Source organism: Sulfurimonas sp. HSL3-2 (assembly GCF_039645965.1).
In the GTDB taxonomy this organism is placed as follows: Bacteria; Campylobacterota; Campylobacteria; order Campylobacterales; family Sulfurimonadaceae; genus Hydrocurvibacter; species Hydrocurvibacter mobilis.
Window position 1 is genome coordinate 179,216 of the sequence record NZ_CP147917.1, and the last position, 16,472, is coordinate 195,687.

General features: G+C 40.5%; 20 protein-coding genes. 13 read left to right on the forward strand and 7 right to left on the reverse strand.

The features are described 5' to 3' along the window. The gene (locus tag WCX87_RS00990; protein ID WP_345980178.1) at window positions 1-735 is read right to left on the reverse strand and encodes an ATP-binding protein; all 735 of its coding nucleotides are present in this window, start codon (window positions 733-735) and stop codon (window positions 1-3) included. An 84-nt stretch (window positions 736-819) separates the two neighbouring features. Between WCX87_RS00990 and WCX87_RS00995 the strand changes: the two genes are divergently transcribed. Genes WCX87_RS00995 through WCX87_RS01010 form a run of 4 tightly spaced genes read left to right on the forward strand, consistent with a single transcriptional unit; the run spans window position 820 to window position 4,257 of the window. Further along, entirely contained in the window at window positions 820-1,782 is a 963-nt protein-coding gene (locus tag WCX87_RS00995) for a KpsF/GutQ family sugar-phosphate isomerase (RefSeq protein WP_345980179.1), read from the forward strand. After that, window positions 1,782-2,684: a pseudouridine synthase gene (locus tag WCX87_RS01000; protein WP_345980180.1), complete on the forward strand. Its 903-nt coding sequence runs from the start codon at window positions 1,782-1,784 to the stop codon at window positions 2,682-2,684. The genes WCX87_RS00995 and WCX87_RS01000 overlap by 1 nt, the downstream gene beginning before the upstream one ends. Continuing rightward, window positions 2,681-3,079, forward strand: coding sequence for a secondary thiamine-phosphate synthase enzyme YjbQ (locus WCX87_RS01005; protein ID WP_345980181.1), 399 nt, complete (start codon window positions 2,681-2,683; stop codon window positions 3,077-3,079). Before WCX87_RS01000 ends, WCX87_RS01005 begins: the two co-directional genes overlap by 4 nt. Then, window positions 3,079-4,257 carry a replication-associated recombination protein A gene (locus WCX87_RS01010; protein ID WP_345980182.1) on the forward strand — a complete coding sequence of 393 codons (1,179 nt, stop codon included), beginning with the start codon at window positions 3,079-3,081 and terminating at the stop codon, window positions 4,255-4,257. The genes WCX87_RS01005 and WCX87_RS01010 overlap by 1 nt, the downstream gene beginning before the upstream one ends. 19 nt (window positions 4,258-4,276) lie before the next feature. Here WCX87_RS01010 and rplT read toward each other — a convergent pair whose 3' ends face one another. Both rplT and rpmI read right to left on the reverse strand, forming a co-directional pair. Continuing rightward, window positions 4,277-4,630 (reverse strand): 50S ribosomal protein L20, encoded by a 354-nt coding sequence (gene rplT / locus WCX87_RS01015; RefSeq protein ID WP_345980183.1) that lies wholly within the window; start codon window positions 4,628-4,630, stop codon window positions 4,277-4,279. A gap of 102 nt (window positions 4,631-4,732) precedes the next feature. Beyond that, window positions 4,733-4,924, reverse strand: a complete 192-nt coding sequence (gene rpmI / locus WCX87_RS01020) for a 50S ribosomal protein L35 (protein ID WP_345980184.1) — start codon at window positions 4,922-4,924, stop codon at window positions 4,733-4,735. Between the two features lie 150 nt (window positions 4,925-5,074). Here rpmI and WCX87_RS01025 point away from each other — a divergent pair, with 150 nt between their 5' ends. Beyond that, on the forward strand, window positions 5,075-6,409 hold the full coding sequence (locus WCX87_RS01025; RefSeq protein ID WP_345980185.1) for a diguanylate cyclase: 1,335 nt from the start codon (window positions 5,075-5,077) through the stop codon (window positions 6,407-6,409). Window positions 6,410-6,433: 24 nt separating this feature from the next. Here WCX87_RS01025 and WCX87_RS01030 read toward each other — a convergent pair whose 3' ends face one another. Beyond that, a complete protein-coding gene (locus WCX87_RS01030) occupies window positions 6,434-6,622 on the reverse strand; it encodes a DUF2892 domain-containing protein (RefSeq protein ID WP_345980186.1) in 189 nt (62 codons plus the stop codon). Between the two features lie 135 nt (window positions 6,623-6,757). Here WCX87_RS01030 and WCX87_RS01035 point away from each other — a divergent pair, with 135 nt between their 5' ends. Further along, window positions 6,758-7,942: a 1-acyl-sn-glycerol-3-phosphate acyltransferase gene (locus tag WCX87_RS01035; RefSeq protein ID WP_345980187.1), complete on the forward strand. Its 1,185-nt coding sequence runs from the start codon at window positions 6,758-6,760 to the stop codon at window positions 7,940-7,942. On the opposite strand, the gene WCX87_RS01040 is transcribed toward WCX87_RS01035, so the two are convergent. Next, the gene (locus WCX87_RS01040; protein ID WP_345980188.1) at window positions 7,924-9,189 is read right to left on the reverse strand and encodes an MFS transporter; all 1,266 of its coding nucleotides are present in this window, start codon (window positions 9,187-9,189) and stop codon (window positions 7,924-7,926) included. The genes WCX87_RS01035 and WCX87_RS01040 overlap by 19 nt on opposite strands. 20 nt (window positions 9,190-9,209) lie before the next feature. Between WCX87_RS01040 and WCX87_RS01045 the strand changes: the two genes are divergently transcribed. Next, a complete protein-coding gene (locus WCX87_RS01045; protein ID WP_345980189.1) occupies window positions 9,210-9,980 on the forward strand; it encodes a glycerophosphodiester phosphodiesterase family protein in 771 nt (256 codons plus the stop codon). A 70-nt stretch (window positions 9,981-10,050) separates the two neighbouring features. Then, on the forward strand, window positions 10,051-10,491 hold the full coding sequence (locus WCX87_RS01050) for a globin (protein WP_345981079.1): 441 nt from the start codon (window positions 10,051-10,053) through the stop codon (window positions 10,489-10,491). A 28-nt stretch (window positions 10,492-10,519) separates the two neighbouring features. On the opposite strand, the gene WCX87_RS01055 is transcribed toward WCX87_RS01050, so the two are convergent. Further along, entirely contained in the window at window positions 10,520-11,299 is a 780-nt protein-coding gene (locus WCX87_RS01055) for a histidinol-phosphatase (protein WP_345980190.1), read from the reverse strand. Between the two features lie 82 nt (window positions 11,300-11,381). Here WCX87_RS01055 and WCX87_RS01060 point away from each other — a divergent pair, with 82 nt between their 5' ends. The 5 genes from WCX87_RS01060 to WCX87_RS01080 are packed head-to-tail and all read left to right on the forward strand — an operon-like array spanning window position 11,382 to window position 15,319. Beyond that, window positions 11,382-12,086, forward strand: coding sequence for a chemotaxis protein (locus WCX87_RS01060; protein WP_345980191.1), 705 nt, complete (start codon window positions 11,382-11,384; stop codon window positions 12,084-12,086). A gap of 52 nt (window positions 12,087-12,138) precedes the next feature. Continuing rightward, window positions 12,139-13,431: a peptidase U32 family protein gene (locus WCX87_RS01065; RefSeq protein ID WP_345980192.1), complete on the forward strand. Its 1,293-nt coding sequence runs from the start codon at window positions 12,139-12,141 to the stop codon at window positions 13,429-13,431. A 23-nt stretch (window positions 13,432-13,454) separates the two neighbouring features. Beyond that, window positions 13,455-13,949 (forward strand): 5-(carboxyamino)imidazole ribonucleotide mutase, encoded by a 495-nt coding sequence (gene purE, locus WCX87_RS01070; RefSeq protein WP_345980193.1) that lies wholly within the window; start codon window positions 13,455-13,457, stop codon window positions 13,947-13,949. 27 nt (window positions 13,950-13,976) lie between these two features. After that, window positions 13,977-14,465 (forward strand): DUF3972 domain-containing protein, encoded by a 489-nt coding sequence (locus WCX87_RS01075; protein ID WP_345980194.1) that lies wholly within the window; start codon window positions 13,977-13,979, stop codon window positions 14,463-14,465. Then, complete coding sequence (locus WCX87_RS01080) at window positions 14,462-15,319, forward strand: ARMT1-like domain-containing protein (protein ID WP_345980195.1); 858 nt, start codon at window positions 14,462-14,464, stop codon at window positions 15,317-15,319. The genes WCX87_RS01075 and WCX87_RS01080 overlap by 4 nt, the downstream gene beginning before the upstream one ends. Before the next feature lie 52 nt (window positions 15,320-15,371). Here the strand turns inward: WCX87_RS01080 and WCX87_RS01085 are convergent, their stop codons facing one another. Beyond that, on the reverse strand, window positions 15,372-16,358 hold the full coding sequence (locus WCX87_RS01085; protein WP_345980196.1) for a hypothetical protein: 987 nt from the start codon (window positions 16,356-16,358) through the stop codon (window positions 15,372-15,374). Window positions 16,359-16,472: the final 114 nt, after the last annotated feature.

Genomic DNA, 16,472 nt, shown 5'->3' on the forward strand with positions numbered 1-16,472 from the left:
TTACTCTTCAAGCATGTACTCGTTGATCTTAACCATATTTGTTTTAATATCGTTAAAAAGAAGAGTTCTGTTCGCTGTTCTTTGTTGGAAAAGGAACTTGTTCTTCGGAAGTGTTTTTAACACTGCCGTATTGAAGTAGTCGACATTTGAACATTTTCCTACATACAAGAATGTAAACAGAAGTTTAAGTTGAGCATTCTCAAATATCTCATGAGGCTGAGTCAAGAATGTGATCCCGTATTTTTTCAGGTTGAACAGGCTGAGCATATAAAGCAGGAAGTCCTCAAACTTTGTATAAAAGCCGTTCAGGTTCGCGATATCGTGGAAAAAGTAGTAGTAGTTTTCTAACAGTTCGCTATCTTGCAGCGCTTGTGTCAGCTTACTTTTTACATCTCTTTTGTTTGAGAAAAAGTTAGGATTCACTGCCATATAGATATGTTTTCTTTGTGCGATAAGTTCTTTAAACTCTTTTAAAAATACTTCACTTTCATCAAACTGGATGTAGTTGAAATACTCATCCTTGTATCTAAGTTCGATCTCATCTTCGTTAGAGTTAGAAAAATCAAGATAAAGAGTAGGGACGCCGTTATCGATGACATAGTTTCTGATTCTACAAGCCAGATTCGTTTTTCCAGAACCCTCTTCACCTAAGATAAGAGTGTTTGTCGTAAGCATTCTCGGCTTTAATTTTAATGAATCTATACTATTTTCATATATTCCTATTAGATCTCTCATCGCTGTTCTCCACAAATATTATTTTGTCTGTATTATATCGTAGTAGTTTGTTACTTATCAAGCTAAAAAGGGTATAATCACATTATGAATTACAAAGAGATTGCACAACAGACTTTAGAGATAGAAGCTAAGACCCTTTTAGATGCCGCAAAGAGCGTAGACGATGTTTTTGACAAGGCAGTAAAGACCATACTCGCATGTCGCGGCAAGCTGATAGTCACCGGTGTCGGCAAGTCCGGACTTATCGGGGCTAAGATGGCTGCAACATTCGCATCTACAGGGACTCCTAGTTTCTTTTTACATCCTACTGAAGCACTTCACGGTGACTTGGGGATGATCGGTCGTGATGATGTCGTGATCGCTATTAGTTATAGTGGAGAAAGTGAAGAACTTGGAGCTATTTTACCGCATGTAAAACGTTTCAATGTCCCACTGATAGGGATGACAAAAAACGCGCTTTCAACGCTTGGAAGATTTAGCGATCTTGTCATTCCCGTAGTCGTCGAAAAAGAGGCATGTCCTTTAGACATTGCACCGACAAGTTCGACGACTTTGACTCTGGCACTTGGAGACGCTCTTGCCGTATGTCTGATGAAAGCCCGCAATTTTCAAAAAAGCGACTTTGCATCATTCCATCCGGGCGGGTCTTTGGGCAAAAGACTCTTTGTAAGAGTAAGTGATCTGATGAAAAAAGATGAACTGCCGTTTGCTAAGCTTAATACGCCTATAAAAGAGGCGATAATAAGAATCAGCGAAGGACGTTTGGGTACGGTACTGCTTGTCGATGATGAAAGAAGACTCGTAGGCCTTGTAAGTGACGGAGATATAAGACGCGCGCTTATGCGTGAAGATTTCTCACTCGATGCACCCGTTAGTAAGTATGCTACATTGGATCCTTTTATAATAGATGATCAAAATATGTTGGCAAGCGAAGCTTTGACTTTGATCGAGCAAAGAAAGATACAGCTTGTCGTGATAACAGATAGAGATGGAAAAGTAGAGGGTGTACTTCATATACATACCTTAGTAGAAAAGGGTATATCGTGATGCGATTAAACAAATATATAGCTCACTACTCGAGTTATTCGAGACGTGAAGCGGACAAAGCCATTCAAGACGGTTATGTCAGAGTCGACGGGGAAGTGGAGACTAATCCAGCGACACAAGTAGATGAAAAATATTCCAAAGTAACGGTCAGCGGAAAGAAAATAGCTCCGACTGAGCAGTATACGGTGATAGTCTACAACAAAGAGAAGGGCGAGCTCGTAACAAAGAGCGATCCAAAAGGCAGAAAGACGATCTATGATACGCTGCCAAGCAAATACAAGCATTATATTCCGATCGGAAGACTTGACTTTGCAACAGAGGGTCTGCTTCTTTTGACAGACGCTTCACGTGTTGCGACAGCGCTTATGACATCGAGTATGGAGCGCGTGTATCGTGTGAAAGTTAAGGGCGAGATAAGTGAAGAGATGGAGATCGCGATGAAAAACGGACTCGAACTTGATGATGCAAGTTCGGGTGCGCATGAGTTAAGCGAGATAAAATCTATGAACTTCGCACCGTTTTATGCGTATAAGATCATAAAAAACTCTCCTGCTTACTCGATCTTAAAGATAGCTATCGGTGAGGGGCAAAACCGTGAAGTAAGACGCTTTTTTGCACACTTTGACAGAGAAGTAGTTGACTTAAAACGTCTCTCTTTTGGGGGAATCGAGCTGAACAATCTTCCAAACGGAAAAGTAAGATTCTTGACAAGAAGCGAGTACGGGCATCTGTATGAGTTTATGAAAGTTCAGGAACGCGAACAAAAAGGCAAGGCTAAAGAGCAGAAGAGTCAGGAAAAAGAAGAAAAAAGTTATAAAAAAGAACCAAAAAGCAAAGAGAAAGAAAAAAAGAGTTACGATAAAAAAGAATATAAAAGTTCAAAGAAAAGGGTCTCAAAATGAAAAAAATGAAGTTTCCGACAAGTCATAAAACGCAGTTAATGGATATCAGTAAAGAGGTCAGTGAAGAGGTCATAAAGTCAGGTGTAAAAGATGGCATATGCGTAGTCTTTACCCCGCATACGACTGGAAGTATCTTTATGTTTGAAAATCAAGACCCGGCTCTTCGTCGTGACCTTCTAAATGCACTTTCACGTGTTGCTCCGAGCGATGTCGAATATCAACACACGGGAACGAATGCTGCGGCACACCTGAAAAGTTCTCGTATGGGTAACTCGGTCACTATCCCTGTAGTGAATGCAAAACTTATGATAGGAAAATGGCAGGGTGTCTTTTTCGGTGAGTTTGACGGCCCTCGTCAAGAGCGTGAAGTCTACATAAAAGTCATAGCGGGCTAATGGATTTTACCCATTTTTTAAGACCAAAAACTTTTGATGAGATCGTCGGACAGTCGCATCTCGTCTCACCTTCTGCGCCGCTTAGAAAACTGTGTGAAAGCGGTGCTCTGGGTCACAGCTTTTTTTACGGGACTCCGGGAAGCGGCAAGACCTCTCTTTCTCGTGTCATCGCAAATGTGATGGGACTTCCCTTTTATGAGTTCAATGCTACATCTTTAAAAGTCGAACAGCTGAGAAAGATCTTCGACCAGTATGAAAATGCTCTGCAACGTCCGCTTATCTTTATTGACGAGGTTCACCGTTTAGCTAAAAATCAGCAGGAGGTACTGCTTCCTGTTATGGAGAAAAACTCCATCTTGTTGATAGGTGCTTCTACTGAAAACCCATTTTTCTCTCTTACTTCTGCGATGCGTTCACGTTCTATGCTTTTCGAACTCAAAAGAATCAATGATGAAGAGATGGGCTCTCTTTTAGACAAAGCTCTTTCTCATGCGAAGCTTACATGTAAAGAGGATGCAAGAGAGTACCTGATCGTGAGTTCAAACGGCGATGCACGAGCTATGCTGAAACTTTTAGAGTTCGCTTCGGCACTGCAAAGCGAGATAACATTAGAACTTTTAAAATCGCTTCGTCCGACAGCACAAAATGACGGTAGCAGTGATGCGACAGTGCATTATGACCTTATAAGCGCGCTCATAAAATCTGTCCGAGGAAGCGACGCCGATGCTGCTATCTATTACTTAGCACGTCTTATAAAAGCAGGTGAGTCGGCTGACTTTATTGCGAGACGTCTTGTAATACTAGCAAGCGAGGATGTGGGAAATGCCAATCCTCAAGCATTGACACTGACCACTTCGGCAATGACTACAGTGGCAAAGATCGGGTATCCGGAAGCACGCATCATCTTAGCACAAGCCGTAGTGTATCTTTGTGCTTCTCCAAAATCAAACAGTGCATATAATGCGATAAACAGTGCACTTAAAGCAGTGGAAGATGGAGTTATACTCGAAGTTCCTAAAAACATACAACAGAATAATAAAGGGTATCTGTATCCTCACGATTTCGGCGGATATGTAAAACAGAAGTATCTAAGTAAAGAGTTGAAGTTTGTAGAATTTAAAGATATAGGTTATGAAAAAAAGATGAAAGAGTGGATGGAGATTATCAAAAACTCTTAAGGGCAAAAGCCCTTAAAAATTATAGTGCTGCTTTAGCAGATGTTACAACTGCGCTGAACGCTGCTGCATCATTCATAGCCATATCAGCAAGAATTTTACGGTCAAGCTCGATGCCAGCTTTTTTCAAACCATTGATGAAAGAAGAGTAGTTGATATCGTTTAAACGACAAGCTGCGTTTATACGAACGATCCATAAACTACGGAATTCACGTTTTTTCTGTTTACGGTCACGGAACGCATAGTACATTGAACGTTCTAATTGTTCTTTCGCTTTACGGAAGTGTTTACGACGACCGCTATAAAAACCTTTTGCAAGTTTTAATATTTTTTTGTGACGTGCTCTACGCACAGTACCAGTTTTTACTCTTGGCATATTATTTTTCCTTTCTTTACCGTATCTGCATTTTTGCGATAGGTGCCACTCTCTTGGTGGACTTTCCCACAACTATTGTGGAGATTGTAAGAACGCTTAGAATTAAGCGATCATTGCCTTAATATTTTTCTCATCAACTTTTGCCACTACTTTTGGCGTGTTTTGACCACGACGAGTTGCTGCATCTTGTTTTGTTAAGATATGACTACGAAACGCTGTTCCACGTTTAACTGTACCATTTTTCTTAACTTTAAAACGCTTTACAGCGCCTTTTACCGATTTCATCTTTGGCATCTGGCTCTCCTTTTGTAAAATTCTAAAGTTACTATCAAGATAGACTTTAAGGGCGAAAGTATACCCAAAAAAAAGAAAATTTGAAAGTTATTTAGAGTTATCTCATAAAAGTTGATATATAATGAAGTATAGAGGCAGATAAGGATTAGAATGAATACTCAAAATATAATGGATATTGCCAGCAAAGATGTTATAACTATTACAGAAGATGAGACGATCGCAGATGCAATAGAGAAGATGTATATGCACAATCATAGAGATGTGATCGTACTTTCAAACCGTCATAAAAAATTTGGACTGTTAAGCAGTGTCGATCTTATCAAGATGAAAAAACAGGGGATAGACTTTAATCAGAAGATATCATCCGTATTGTATCCCGGGATCGAGACGATCAGTCATAAAAGTTCATTGCTTGATGCTGTCGATAATATAAACTATCAAAACTATCCTATGTGTGTCGTAGATGATGATGATAATCTGGTAGGATTTGTCTCTTACTACAATATCATCTCTTCAGTCGATCCGAATCTGATGTTAGAGCGCAGATATGTAGGCGAATTTGTAGTAGGATCAGAGCTTAAAAAGGCTTCACAGGAGTTACCGCTATGCGATGTCATAGGAATGATGCGCGATACGATATATGATTGTGTGATACTCACGGATGAAGAGCAAAGATCCGTAGGGATCATCACTACAAAAGATGTTATACGGTTTTTTAACGAGTGTGTGGATTTTGACGGAAAAGCACGAGATTATATGGTCTCTCCGATACTGACTGTAAGTTACGAGACCACTATAAAAGATGCTTTGGAATTCATTAAGGACAAACAGTTTAAAAGAATTATCATAACAAATATGGACGGCGACACGATAGGACAGATAACTCAAGATGAGCTGCTTTCAAGGATATACTCACGCTGGGCGGATATCATGCGTAATAGGCATAACAAGCTTGAAGAGGTAAACAGAGCTCTGAATGAAAAAGCGATGCAGTATGAGATGATGTCGGTGACCGACAGACTAACAGGAATATATAATAGAGGAAAGTTTGAGGTCGAGTTAAGTAACGAGATCCAAAGAGTAAACCGTTATGATTCAGAACCTTTCTCTTTGATATTTTTTGATATCGATAATTTTAAAAAGATCAACGATACATACGGACATTCAGTAGGAGATCTGGTACTTATTAAGATCGTAAGCCTGTTACATAATGCATTACGGACAACAGATGTATTTGCCCGCTGGGGAGGAGAGGAGTTCGTCATTATCATGCCTCATACAGCTTTGTCAAATGCAGTAGAAGCCGCCGAAAAACTGCGTCAAGTCATAGAGAAAGAGGATATAAAAGAGGTGGGTCACGTCACCTGCAGCTTCGGCGTTACCGAGTTCTTAAAAGAGGATGATATTCAATCTCTTATCATCAGAGCGGACAACGCTATGTATAAAGCGAAAAAAGAGGGTAAAAACAGAGTGACAGTCGCATAAAAATCTATGCGACTGCTCAAGAGACTACTCTTTTACTTTACATCCGGTGTCAATTTTCAAAAGTGTATAAAGTGGACAAAAACTGATAGCGGCAGTCCCTAGAAGAACGACGCCAACGGCTCCCCACCAGTTTTGAGTCATAACTCCCCATCCTATCAGGACGATCCCCGCGACAGCTCTAATAATTCTATCTATTGTTCCTACATTACACATGATAAATCCTTTGATGTAATATTGTTATGTACATTATGACATAATTATAAGATAATTTAATGTAAGGTTTTTTATTTAAGCAATAATGCTTATCTGTTCTAAAGAAAATTAATTGATTTTAAGATAAGATAAAAAATGGATTTGAAAAAAATAGAAGATAAGATCTCATCATTTTCGCCTTTTGTAAAAGATATCCGCGTTGTAATGCGTGACAACTTCCCATTCGCTATCATTTATCCGGATTTTGAAGCACTTCAAGAAGCAAAGATAATCAATATCGAAAATGAACTTCGATGGTATGGGGTAGAGCTTTACAATATGGAAGTCGATGATGCTTATAAAGTACATGGGTATGAGATCGTCCACGAGAAACTGCCCACAGAAGAGGAACCTGACGATGAGGTTTACAGAGTCTTAAAATCATACCTTTCGAGTGTGACAAAAGCGGAGATACTCCCGGCTTCGCATTTGGAACTTGATCTTGGACTGGATTCGCTTGATTATGTGGAGCTGTTTATCTTTGTAGAGAAGAGCTTCGGCGTAGAGATCGACGAAGCGCTATTTTCAAAACTCATGAAGATGAAACTGTTGTATGAATATATAAAAGAACACCAGACACATGCCACGCGCATCGATGAAACGAGAGTTAAGTGGGATGAGGTGCTAAAAGAGGATATAGACGAGAAGCTTATCTATTCGCCGATTGTGATGTTTATATTTAAAACGGTGCTGTTCCCTCTCTTTAAGCTTCTTTTTCGCATGGAAGTGATCGGCCGGGAGAACATCCCTGCAACATCCTGTCTGATCGCTCCAAATCATCAAAGCATGCTTGACGGGTTCTTGATAGAGTCCACTCTGCCTTATACAATTTTAAAACGCAGTTTTTTTCTTTCTTACAAAGGGGTATTCGGGACTTGGTTCTTAAAGCCTATCGCCATCAACGGACAGAACATTTTGATAGATGAAGATGAAGATCTCAAACACACGATGCAGTACTGTGCTCTGCCCTTAAAAGAGGGGAACAATCTTGTTATATTTCCCGAGGGAGCAAGAAGCAGGGACAGAAAATTTTTAGAGTTTAAACCCTTTTTCGCGATGCTCTCAAAAACTTTTGACCGACCTGTCGTACCCGTTGTGATCGACGGCAGTTTTGAAGCTTTAAGGACAGGCAAGATCATCCCGAGTCTAAAAAAAATAAGGGTGACATATTTAAAACCGATCTATCCTGAGGGTATGACATATGCCCAGATGACTGCCAAAGTCAAAGAGGCGATAGCAACTGAGATGCAGAGGAATCCGGTCTACTCCAAAGCACTTTGAACATCATGAGCAACTTTTTTCTCATCTACGAAAAACAGTAAGATCGCACCGACGACAAAAAACAGCGAGACCGATGCTATCGCAAGTCGTGAGTTTTCACTGAAAAGTGCAACTACGGCAATAAGTAAAGGCCCGAAGATCGTGGCGAATTTACCAAGAAAGTTGTAAAAACCGAAAAATTCTGCCGCCTGATCATGGGGGATCATCTTTGAGTAGTAGGAGCGGCTTAGTGCCTGGATGCCACCTTGGACAAGAGCGATCATCACCGCCAGAACATAAAACTCATAGACCTCGTTCATTCTAGTCGCCCAAAAGACGATAAAAATATAGATGGCAATAGCAAGATAGATCGCTTTTTTTGTATCCCAATACTGAGCCAGTTTTGCAAACAAAAGGGTGGCTGGAAAGCCGACAAACTGCACAATCAGAAGCGCAAGTATGAGGTTGTGCGAGTCAAATCCTAGTGCCATACCGTAGTCAACAGCCATCCTGATGATCGTATCTACACCGTCGATATAAAGCCAGTATGCGATAAGAAACAGCAACAGTCCTTTGAGCTGTGATATCTTGCTGAACGTGGTTTTGAGTCTCATGTAGCCTTGTTTTATCAGACTCGTTTTTAGTTCGGTTTTTTCTCTTTTTTCCTCGACGAAGAGAAGCAGTGGAAGGGAGAAAAGTGCCCACCACAATGCTACGCTGACAAATGAGGCTTTAATGGCCGCAGCTTCATCCGTAAAGCCAAAGAACGCAAAATCCTGCAGCATCCAGACATTGACGCTAAAGAGAACCCCTCCGCCGAGATATCCTAAAGCAAAACCGAGACTCGATACAAAATCGATATTTTTTTCCGTAGATACGGAGGGAAGCAGGGAGTCGTAAAATGTGTTAGAACCCATAAATCCAATGTTGGCAAGAACATAGACAAAAACTGCCAGCTGCCACTCTCCTGCACCGATAAGGGATAAAGCCGCACTCATCGCGATACCTAGATAGGCAAATAAAAATAAAAAGCGTTTTTTTATGGAACCGGCATCGGCTATCGCCCCTAAAAGCGGTGCCAAAAGTACGATAATGAAACTAGACAGAGAGTTAGCAAAACCCAGATGGGCAGTACTTACGGTCACATTTACATCGGCACTGAAATACGCTTTGAAAAAGAGCGGGAAAAAACCTGCCATAACGGTAGTAGCATAAGCGGAATTCGCCCAGTCGTAAAGTGCCCAAGAGTAGATGCTTTTTTTATTCATAAAAAATGATACAATAATTTATGAAATTTTTGGAACTCTTTTCTCGAACCGGTCTTATAGGTGCTCATCGCGGCGCGCGAACCAAAGCCCCTGAGAACACTCTTCGCTCTCTTAAAGCCAGCGTGGGACATTGCGACTTTATAGAGGTCGATGTCCAGCTAAGCCGTGACGGTGTCGCTGTCATTATGCATGATGATACGTTGGAGAGGACGACGAACGTCGCTAAGATCGAAGCATATAAAAGCCGTACTCCCTATAATGTTGCCGATTTTACTTTTAAAGAGCTCGACTCACTTGATTACGGCAGCTGGTTTGACGGAGAATTTGAACCGCTGTTGACTCTAAAGCAAGCACTGCAGTTTATAAAAGAGAACAGGATGTTTTTAAATATAGAGATCAAGGATATGCATCAGTTTTTTAGTGATGAACAGGTCATCTCTACAGTGCTTCAAGAGGTAGAGGAACTGCGTGTACAAGAATCGGTGATCTTCTCCTCGTTTTGGCATGAGTATCTGCCCTTATGCAAAGAGAGACTGCCTTCTGTTCCTACCGCAGCCCTGGTAGAAGACACCCACCCTGACAACCTCATTGAGTATCTGCGCTCCTTACATGTAGACGTGTATAACATGAATGATGAACTCGTAGATAAAGAGAGCGTAAACAAGCTGCGTCAGGCTGGCTTTTTTGTGAACATATATACGGTCAACGATCCGCTTCGTGCCAAAGAGCTTTTTGAAATGGGGGTAAACGGGATCTTTACCGATATTCCCTCTTTATACTATCCTCTTTGATTTTCCTGATTATTAGTGAATATTAATATTAATTTTACTATCATTAAAAGAAAAAAGGTCAAAGATAATGATGGAATTGAAGATTACAGATGGAGAGATGGGTGTACGTCCACCGGTTACAAAGCCCCATCCTGGGTTCCTTCATCAAGTTGGTGAAGAAAGATTTCGTAAGCTTGTAAGTGATCACTACGAACTTATAAGAAACAGCGATATAGCGTTTTTATTTCCGGTAAACGATGAGGATGATTTTGAGCAGGCGAAAAAGAATGCTGCTGATTTCTTGATTCAGATATGCGGCGGTCCTGATTATTTCAACCAACACCGCGGTGAGCCTAGAATGGTAGGTCGTCATGCACCTTTTCGTATTGATGAACATGCAAGAAGAAGATGGTTGGAGTTTTATGCAGAGCTTCTTCCAAAACTCGAAGATGAGGGGATAAGCCCTGAGTATATCAAATCGTTTTGGGATTATCTCGATATCTTCTCTATCTGGATGATAAACATCAAATGAACTTCAAAGTCTGCACGCAGTATGCTCTTTAAAAACTGATCAGTTCTCTGTCTCTGTTTTTAAAGACGGCACACTTTGTGTAGCCGACTTCACGTGCTAGTGCGATAATGTTTTCGTTATACAGTCCGACTTGTTCGGGTTTGTGTGCGTCTGAGCCGAAAGTTATAGGGATATCTAAAGCATAAGCTTCGCCGAGAAGCTCTTGTGAGGGATATGTCTGTTCTATCGGCTTTCTAAGTCCCGCCATATTTAACTCTAAAACAGCACCGCTTTTTTTGATCGCTTTTAATGCGTTTGATGCGATAGACAAGATGTCGCGTTTAGGCATGAACTTAAAAACTTTGATCAGGTCAAGATGCCCTATGATGTCGAATTTTCCAAACTTTGCCATCTCTTCGATCGCGTCAAAATACTCCTGCCAGATTTTATCGATATCTTCAGTATGGTATCTTCCTATAAACTCAGGATTGTCAAAGCCCCATCCGTCTATAAAGTGAACCGAACCAATAAGAAAATCCACGTCGGCATTTAAGACTCTTTCATCCATATAGCCTTTGAGATAATCTACCTCATAGCCCAGGAGCACCTCTATCTTGCCTTGATATTTTATCTTTGCATCGTTTATCCATTTTTCATACACACTCATCTCGTCAAAACTCATGCGGTATTTGGGGTCGAAATCCATAGGTGCATGGTCGGAAAAACCGAAGTATTTGATCCCTTTTTTTATAGCTGCTTCTATATATTCGTCAACTGTTCCCTCTGCATGATTACAAAGCGTCGTATGATTGTGCAAATCCACTAACATTTATTCAAATCTCTTTTTTTTTAAAGTTTATCTTGGTATTATAGTACAAAATGTTATTATAAACATATTTTGGAGCAGTTTTATGACACAAGAAGAGTTGGATGCTTTGATGAGCGGAGATATGGATTCGGTCGATGATGAAGTATCTGAACTGGATGAATCTAACGAAATCGAAACAGATGAAGAAGTGGAAGAGTCACCGACAAAAGCAGAGTTAGAAGCGCGTAGAGTGCATCCTAATAAAATGGTACCCCCACCTCCATATGACGATAACAAAGTGGTACACCAACTTGATGACGTTACAAAAGAGAGCGAAGAAAAAGCGACTCAGATCTTTGATATCGTAGAAAATATCAGTAACGACTTGATGGAGAAAGAGGAGAACATAAACTCTTGTATCCAAGTAATCGAAGATAATATAAAACTGTTTACAAATCTAGCAGAAAAATTCCCGGATATCAAAGCTTTTCAAAAAGCGAAAGATGATAATACTGAAGCGCTCTCAAGTGCTCAAGAGGTATTAGAGTCTATGCAGGGAAGCGGTGATGAACTTATGAATGTTATGGACATCATGCAGTATCAAGATATTCACCGTCAAAAAATCGAACGTGTCATCAATGTTATGCGTGCTCTTTCAAACTATATGAACGCACTTTTCGCAGGTAAAATAGATGATGAGAAGCGTGTAAGTTCTGCAGTTCACCTTCCCGGTGATCAGGGAACAGAGGATGTGGTCAATGCTGATGATATTGAAGCGTTACTTGCACAATTTGGCACAAACGGATAAAATTCCAAAAAAATTTAATGCTTTACTTATAAGCATTATAAGATGAGAAGATATGCAAAAAGTAGAATTACTTTCTCCGGCTGGAAACTTAGAAAAGCTTCGTATTGCCATTGATTTCGGTGCCGATGCCGTATACGGCGGTGTAAGCCATTTTTCACTTCGTATACGTTCTGGCAAAGAGTTTACGTTTGAGGATTTTAAAGAGGGGATAGAGTATGCCCACTCAAAAGGAAAAAAAGTCTATGCGACTATAAACGGCTTTCCGTTTAACTCTCAGCTTGAACTTTTAAAAAAACATATACTAAAGATGGCGGAACTCGGTCCCGATGCCATTATCGTAGCGACGCCTGGAGTGCTGAAGCTATGTAATGAACTTGCACCGCATATCCCGCTTCATCTTTCGACTCAGGCAAACGTACTTAACGTCCTTGACGCAAAAGTCTACTATGATATGGGTGCGCGCCGTATCATTGCTGCTCGTGAGATATCTTTAAAAGACCTGTGTGAGATAAAAAAAGAGCTTCCTGATCTGGAAGTAGAGGTGTTTGTCCACGGTTCTATGTGTTTTGCGTATAGCGGAAGATGTCTGATATCGACATTGCAAAGCGGTCGTGTTCCAAACCGCGGAAGCTGTGCAAATGACTGTAGATTTCCGTATGAGCTCTACGCTGCAAATCCTGAGACGGGAACACTTTTCAGACTTGAAGAGGATCCTGGCATCGGGACTTACATCATGAACTCAAAAGATCTGAATTTAGCTTCGCATATCAAAGAGATACTCGATAGCGGATGTGTGGATTCACTAAAGATAGAGGGACGTACCAAGACTTCATACTATGCAGCGGTCACGGCGAAAGCCTACCGTATGGCGATAGATGACTACTATGCGGGCTGTTATGAACCGAGCAAGTATCAGTATGAGTTAGAGAGCATGCAAAACCGCGGATATACTGATGCTTATCTTGTAAGCCGTCCGTTTGAGAAACATGACGGTCAGAGTCTGGATTTTACGATGCAGATGGGAACACATCAGGTAAGCGGGATGGTCACACTAGAGGGCACGCACTTTATGTGTAAATATAAAACACTGCCAAATGAAGAGTTGGAGATCGTAGCTCCTCTTGATACAGTATTACACGACGTGGACAACGAGATAGGGACAATCTACCAAAGAGACGGCAGATGGTATATGAAGTTAAAAAAACTGGTTGCAGAGAATAAAAAAGTCTGGGATGAAGTCCATAGCGGAAACTTAAATCCTATAGAGCTGCCGACAATGCTTCCGTCGTATACTTTTTTAAGAATACCGGCAGACGGCGATATGGGCACTCACCCTAAAATTTAAATTTAATTGTAAGGAAAAATGGTATGAAATTTGTTTCGATAATAATCGGTAGTAAAAGTGATTTTGAAGTAATGAAGTCTTGTGCAGATACGTTTGAGGCTTTCGGTGTAAATTATGAGCTTGTTATCTCATCTGCTCACCGTTCTCCTGAACGTACAAAAGAGTATGTAGAAAAAGCTGAGAAAAAAGGTGCACAAGTGTTCATCGCAGCAGCTGGTATGGCGGCTCACTTAGCAGGTGTACTTGCTTCAAAGACTGTTAAACCTATTATCGGTGTTCCTATGAGCGCATCGGCTCTAAGCGGTATCGACGCTCTTCTTTCGACTGTACAGATGCCGGCTGGAATGCCAGTTGCTACTGTTGCTATAGGAAAAGCAGGTGCAATCAACTCTGCATACCTTGCAATGCAGATATTGGCTCTTGAAAATGAAGATTTAAGAGTGAAGCTAAAAGAAGATAGAATAGCAAAAGCTAAAAAAGTCGAGATGGATTCTATGGAGATAGAAACTATTCTTTAATACTTTGAGCTATCAAAAGGGATTACTATGAGTTTTAATTGGATGAGTATTGAAGAGTATGCGGATTTAACTGGGTTAGAGCTTCTTGCTATCGAAGAACTGATAGCAAGAGACAAGCTGGTAAGCAGAGTCGAGAACGGGCAGACATATATCGACCCGTCCAAAGGTACTAGCGAGATAGTCCCGTCGCAGCTTCAAGACGTATCCAAATCAAGCAGTCCAGATATGACAGTCCCTGCACAATTTGTCGAAAGGACAATAGGTACTATTATCAATCTTCACGAAAGAGTCCTTGATGCAAAAGATGAGACGATAGAGTCGATTAAAAACGAGAATATGTTTTTAAAAGAGGCTCTCTCATCTCTTCAAGAACTTTATGAAGAGGATAGAAAGACCATAGACACTCTTACGACTCAACTAAAACTTTCTCAGCAAGAGGTTGAGTTTTTAAGAAGAAAATATAAGCTGATGTGGGGGAAAGTCGTTGAGAACTACTCAACAACCGATAAAGAATGACGATTGATGAAGCATGTATCGGTTGTATAATCAACCAAAGTCTCAAAGTAGCAAATGCGATAAAGGCCGATGAGGTCTTGACTGAAAAGTTAGTCTCAGAAGTCACGAAAAGTTCCAAAGATTTTTCATTCTCACTCACACCTCCCGAAGTAGCGACAGATGTTTACGAGATGATGGCTCTCATCGCAGAAAAACAAGATCTCTATGATGAAGTAAAAGCACACTCCACGCAAAAAGCACTCGAATTTGTTCCCTTTTTACAATACAAAATAGATAATTCCAAAGATAAACTTCTAACGGCTGTTAAAGTAGCCATAGCAGGAAACGTTATTGATCTGGCCGCGGAAGTCGAGTTTGATCTGGCAGACGAGGTGGAAAAGATCTTTGATACTCATTTTGACTATGATGAGTTTGAAAAGTTAAAAGCCTCTCTTAAAGAAGCACAGACACTGCTCATTATCGGAGACAATGTCGGTGAACACATCTTTGACTATCTCTTCATACAAACACTTAAAGAGCTTTATCCGCTATTATATATCTCCTACATGGTAAGAGGAAATCCGATCATCAACGACGTGACGATGAAAGAGGCGGAGGAAGCCGGTTTTGACAAGCTGTGTAATCTCGTCGACAGCGGTGTGAACACTCCCGGATTTACTTATGACAGAGCAAATGAAGAGTCACAAAAACTTTTTGATTCAGCTGATCTGGTCATCACTAAAGGGATGGGAAACTACGAGTGTTTAAGTCCTGCCAGAAGGACAAATATGGCATATCTTTTAAAAGTAAAATGCAGTGTCGTAGCTTCTTCTCTTGGAAAGAATATCGGCGATATCGTCTGCAAGATGATCTAAAGAAGAATCATCTTACATGTAAGGCTTTTTCAAAGGAAAGCTTTATAGATTATCACAGCAAAGCAAGCAGTTCTTCAAGAGGTCTTGTCTTTTTATGCTGCGTATCTAGTATTATCTGAGCCAATTCATTGGCATTGATGGGAACTGTTTTCTTGTCATTGTCCAGACTGTTCTGCATCTCTTCAAGTAGTTTTTTCTTAAAATCTGCTACCAGTTTTTCTATCTTGTTCATATTCTCAGGAGAATCTCCAAGCTCTTTGATCAGCTTATCTTTATACTCTTGGGCCTGTTTCTCGATTTTTTCCGTATTGAGATCAGCTAAGAATTGTGCGGCACCTTTTGTGTGCAGGTCTTTTAAGAACTTCGATACATCACTTGATTGCTCATTACTATTATCAGCCTGTAGTTTTTCTCCTTTATATGCAGCGTTAAAAGCATTCCAAAAAGCTGTGATGCTTGCTTTGGCTTCATCGGAGGTATACGCACCGTTTGTCGGATTTAAATGATTTTGCACCTGTGTACTTAAGTATTCATAATCCATCTTAACGGGGGTGTAGGGTTTGTTGTTTATTACGGAGTTCAGACGTGCAGTATCAAAGGTGAGTATCATAGCCGTCATCTTGTCTTTGTCACTGAGCGAGTTCATCGCACTTATATAGGCATCTTTGACATCTTGAGGCATATTTATTGGAACTGCCAGCATTCGTTTGGCCGCTCCGACCTCTGCCGTTCCGTCATTGTTGAAATCAAACTGCTGGTTGTCATGCATAAGAAGGTTGTATGCACCTTCGTTACTTAGAGAGTTTATATCGATCTTGTCTGCTAGACCCGAGTATTTTTGCAGAGTAGTCAGTTCAGCAGGTGAGAGGCTATGCAAAAACTCTTTGGCATTGGAAAGTTTTATATCTGCCTCTTGTGCTTTGTTGAAGATGACTTCAAACTTTTGGGCATAAGGAGCTTGGTACTCTTTACGTCCATTGGACAGCTGATAGTTTTGCATCGTTTGCAAGTAGTTTTGATAAGTCGTTCCCGTCTCCATAATAACTCCTTTTCATAATAAAAAACAAGCAAAAAAGATTCCAAAAAAGTTTTCTATATAAAGGGCATTTTCTAAAATATAAGCCTTTTTGGCTATAATTACGCAATTTATTTT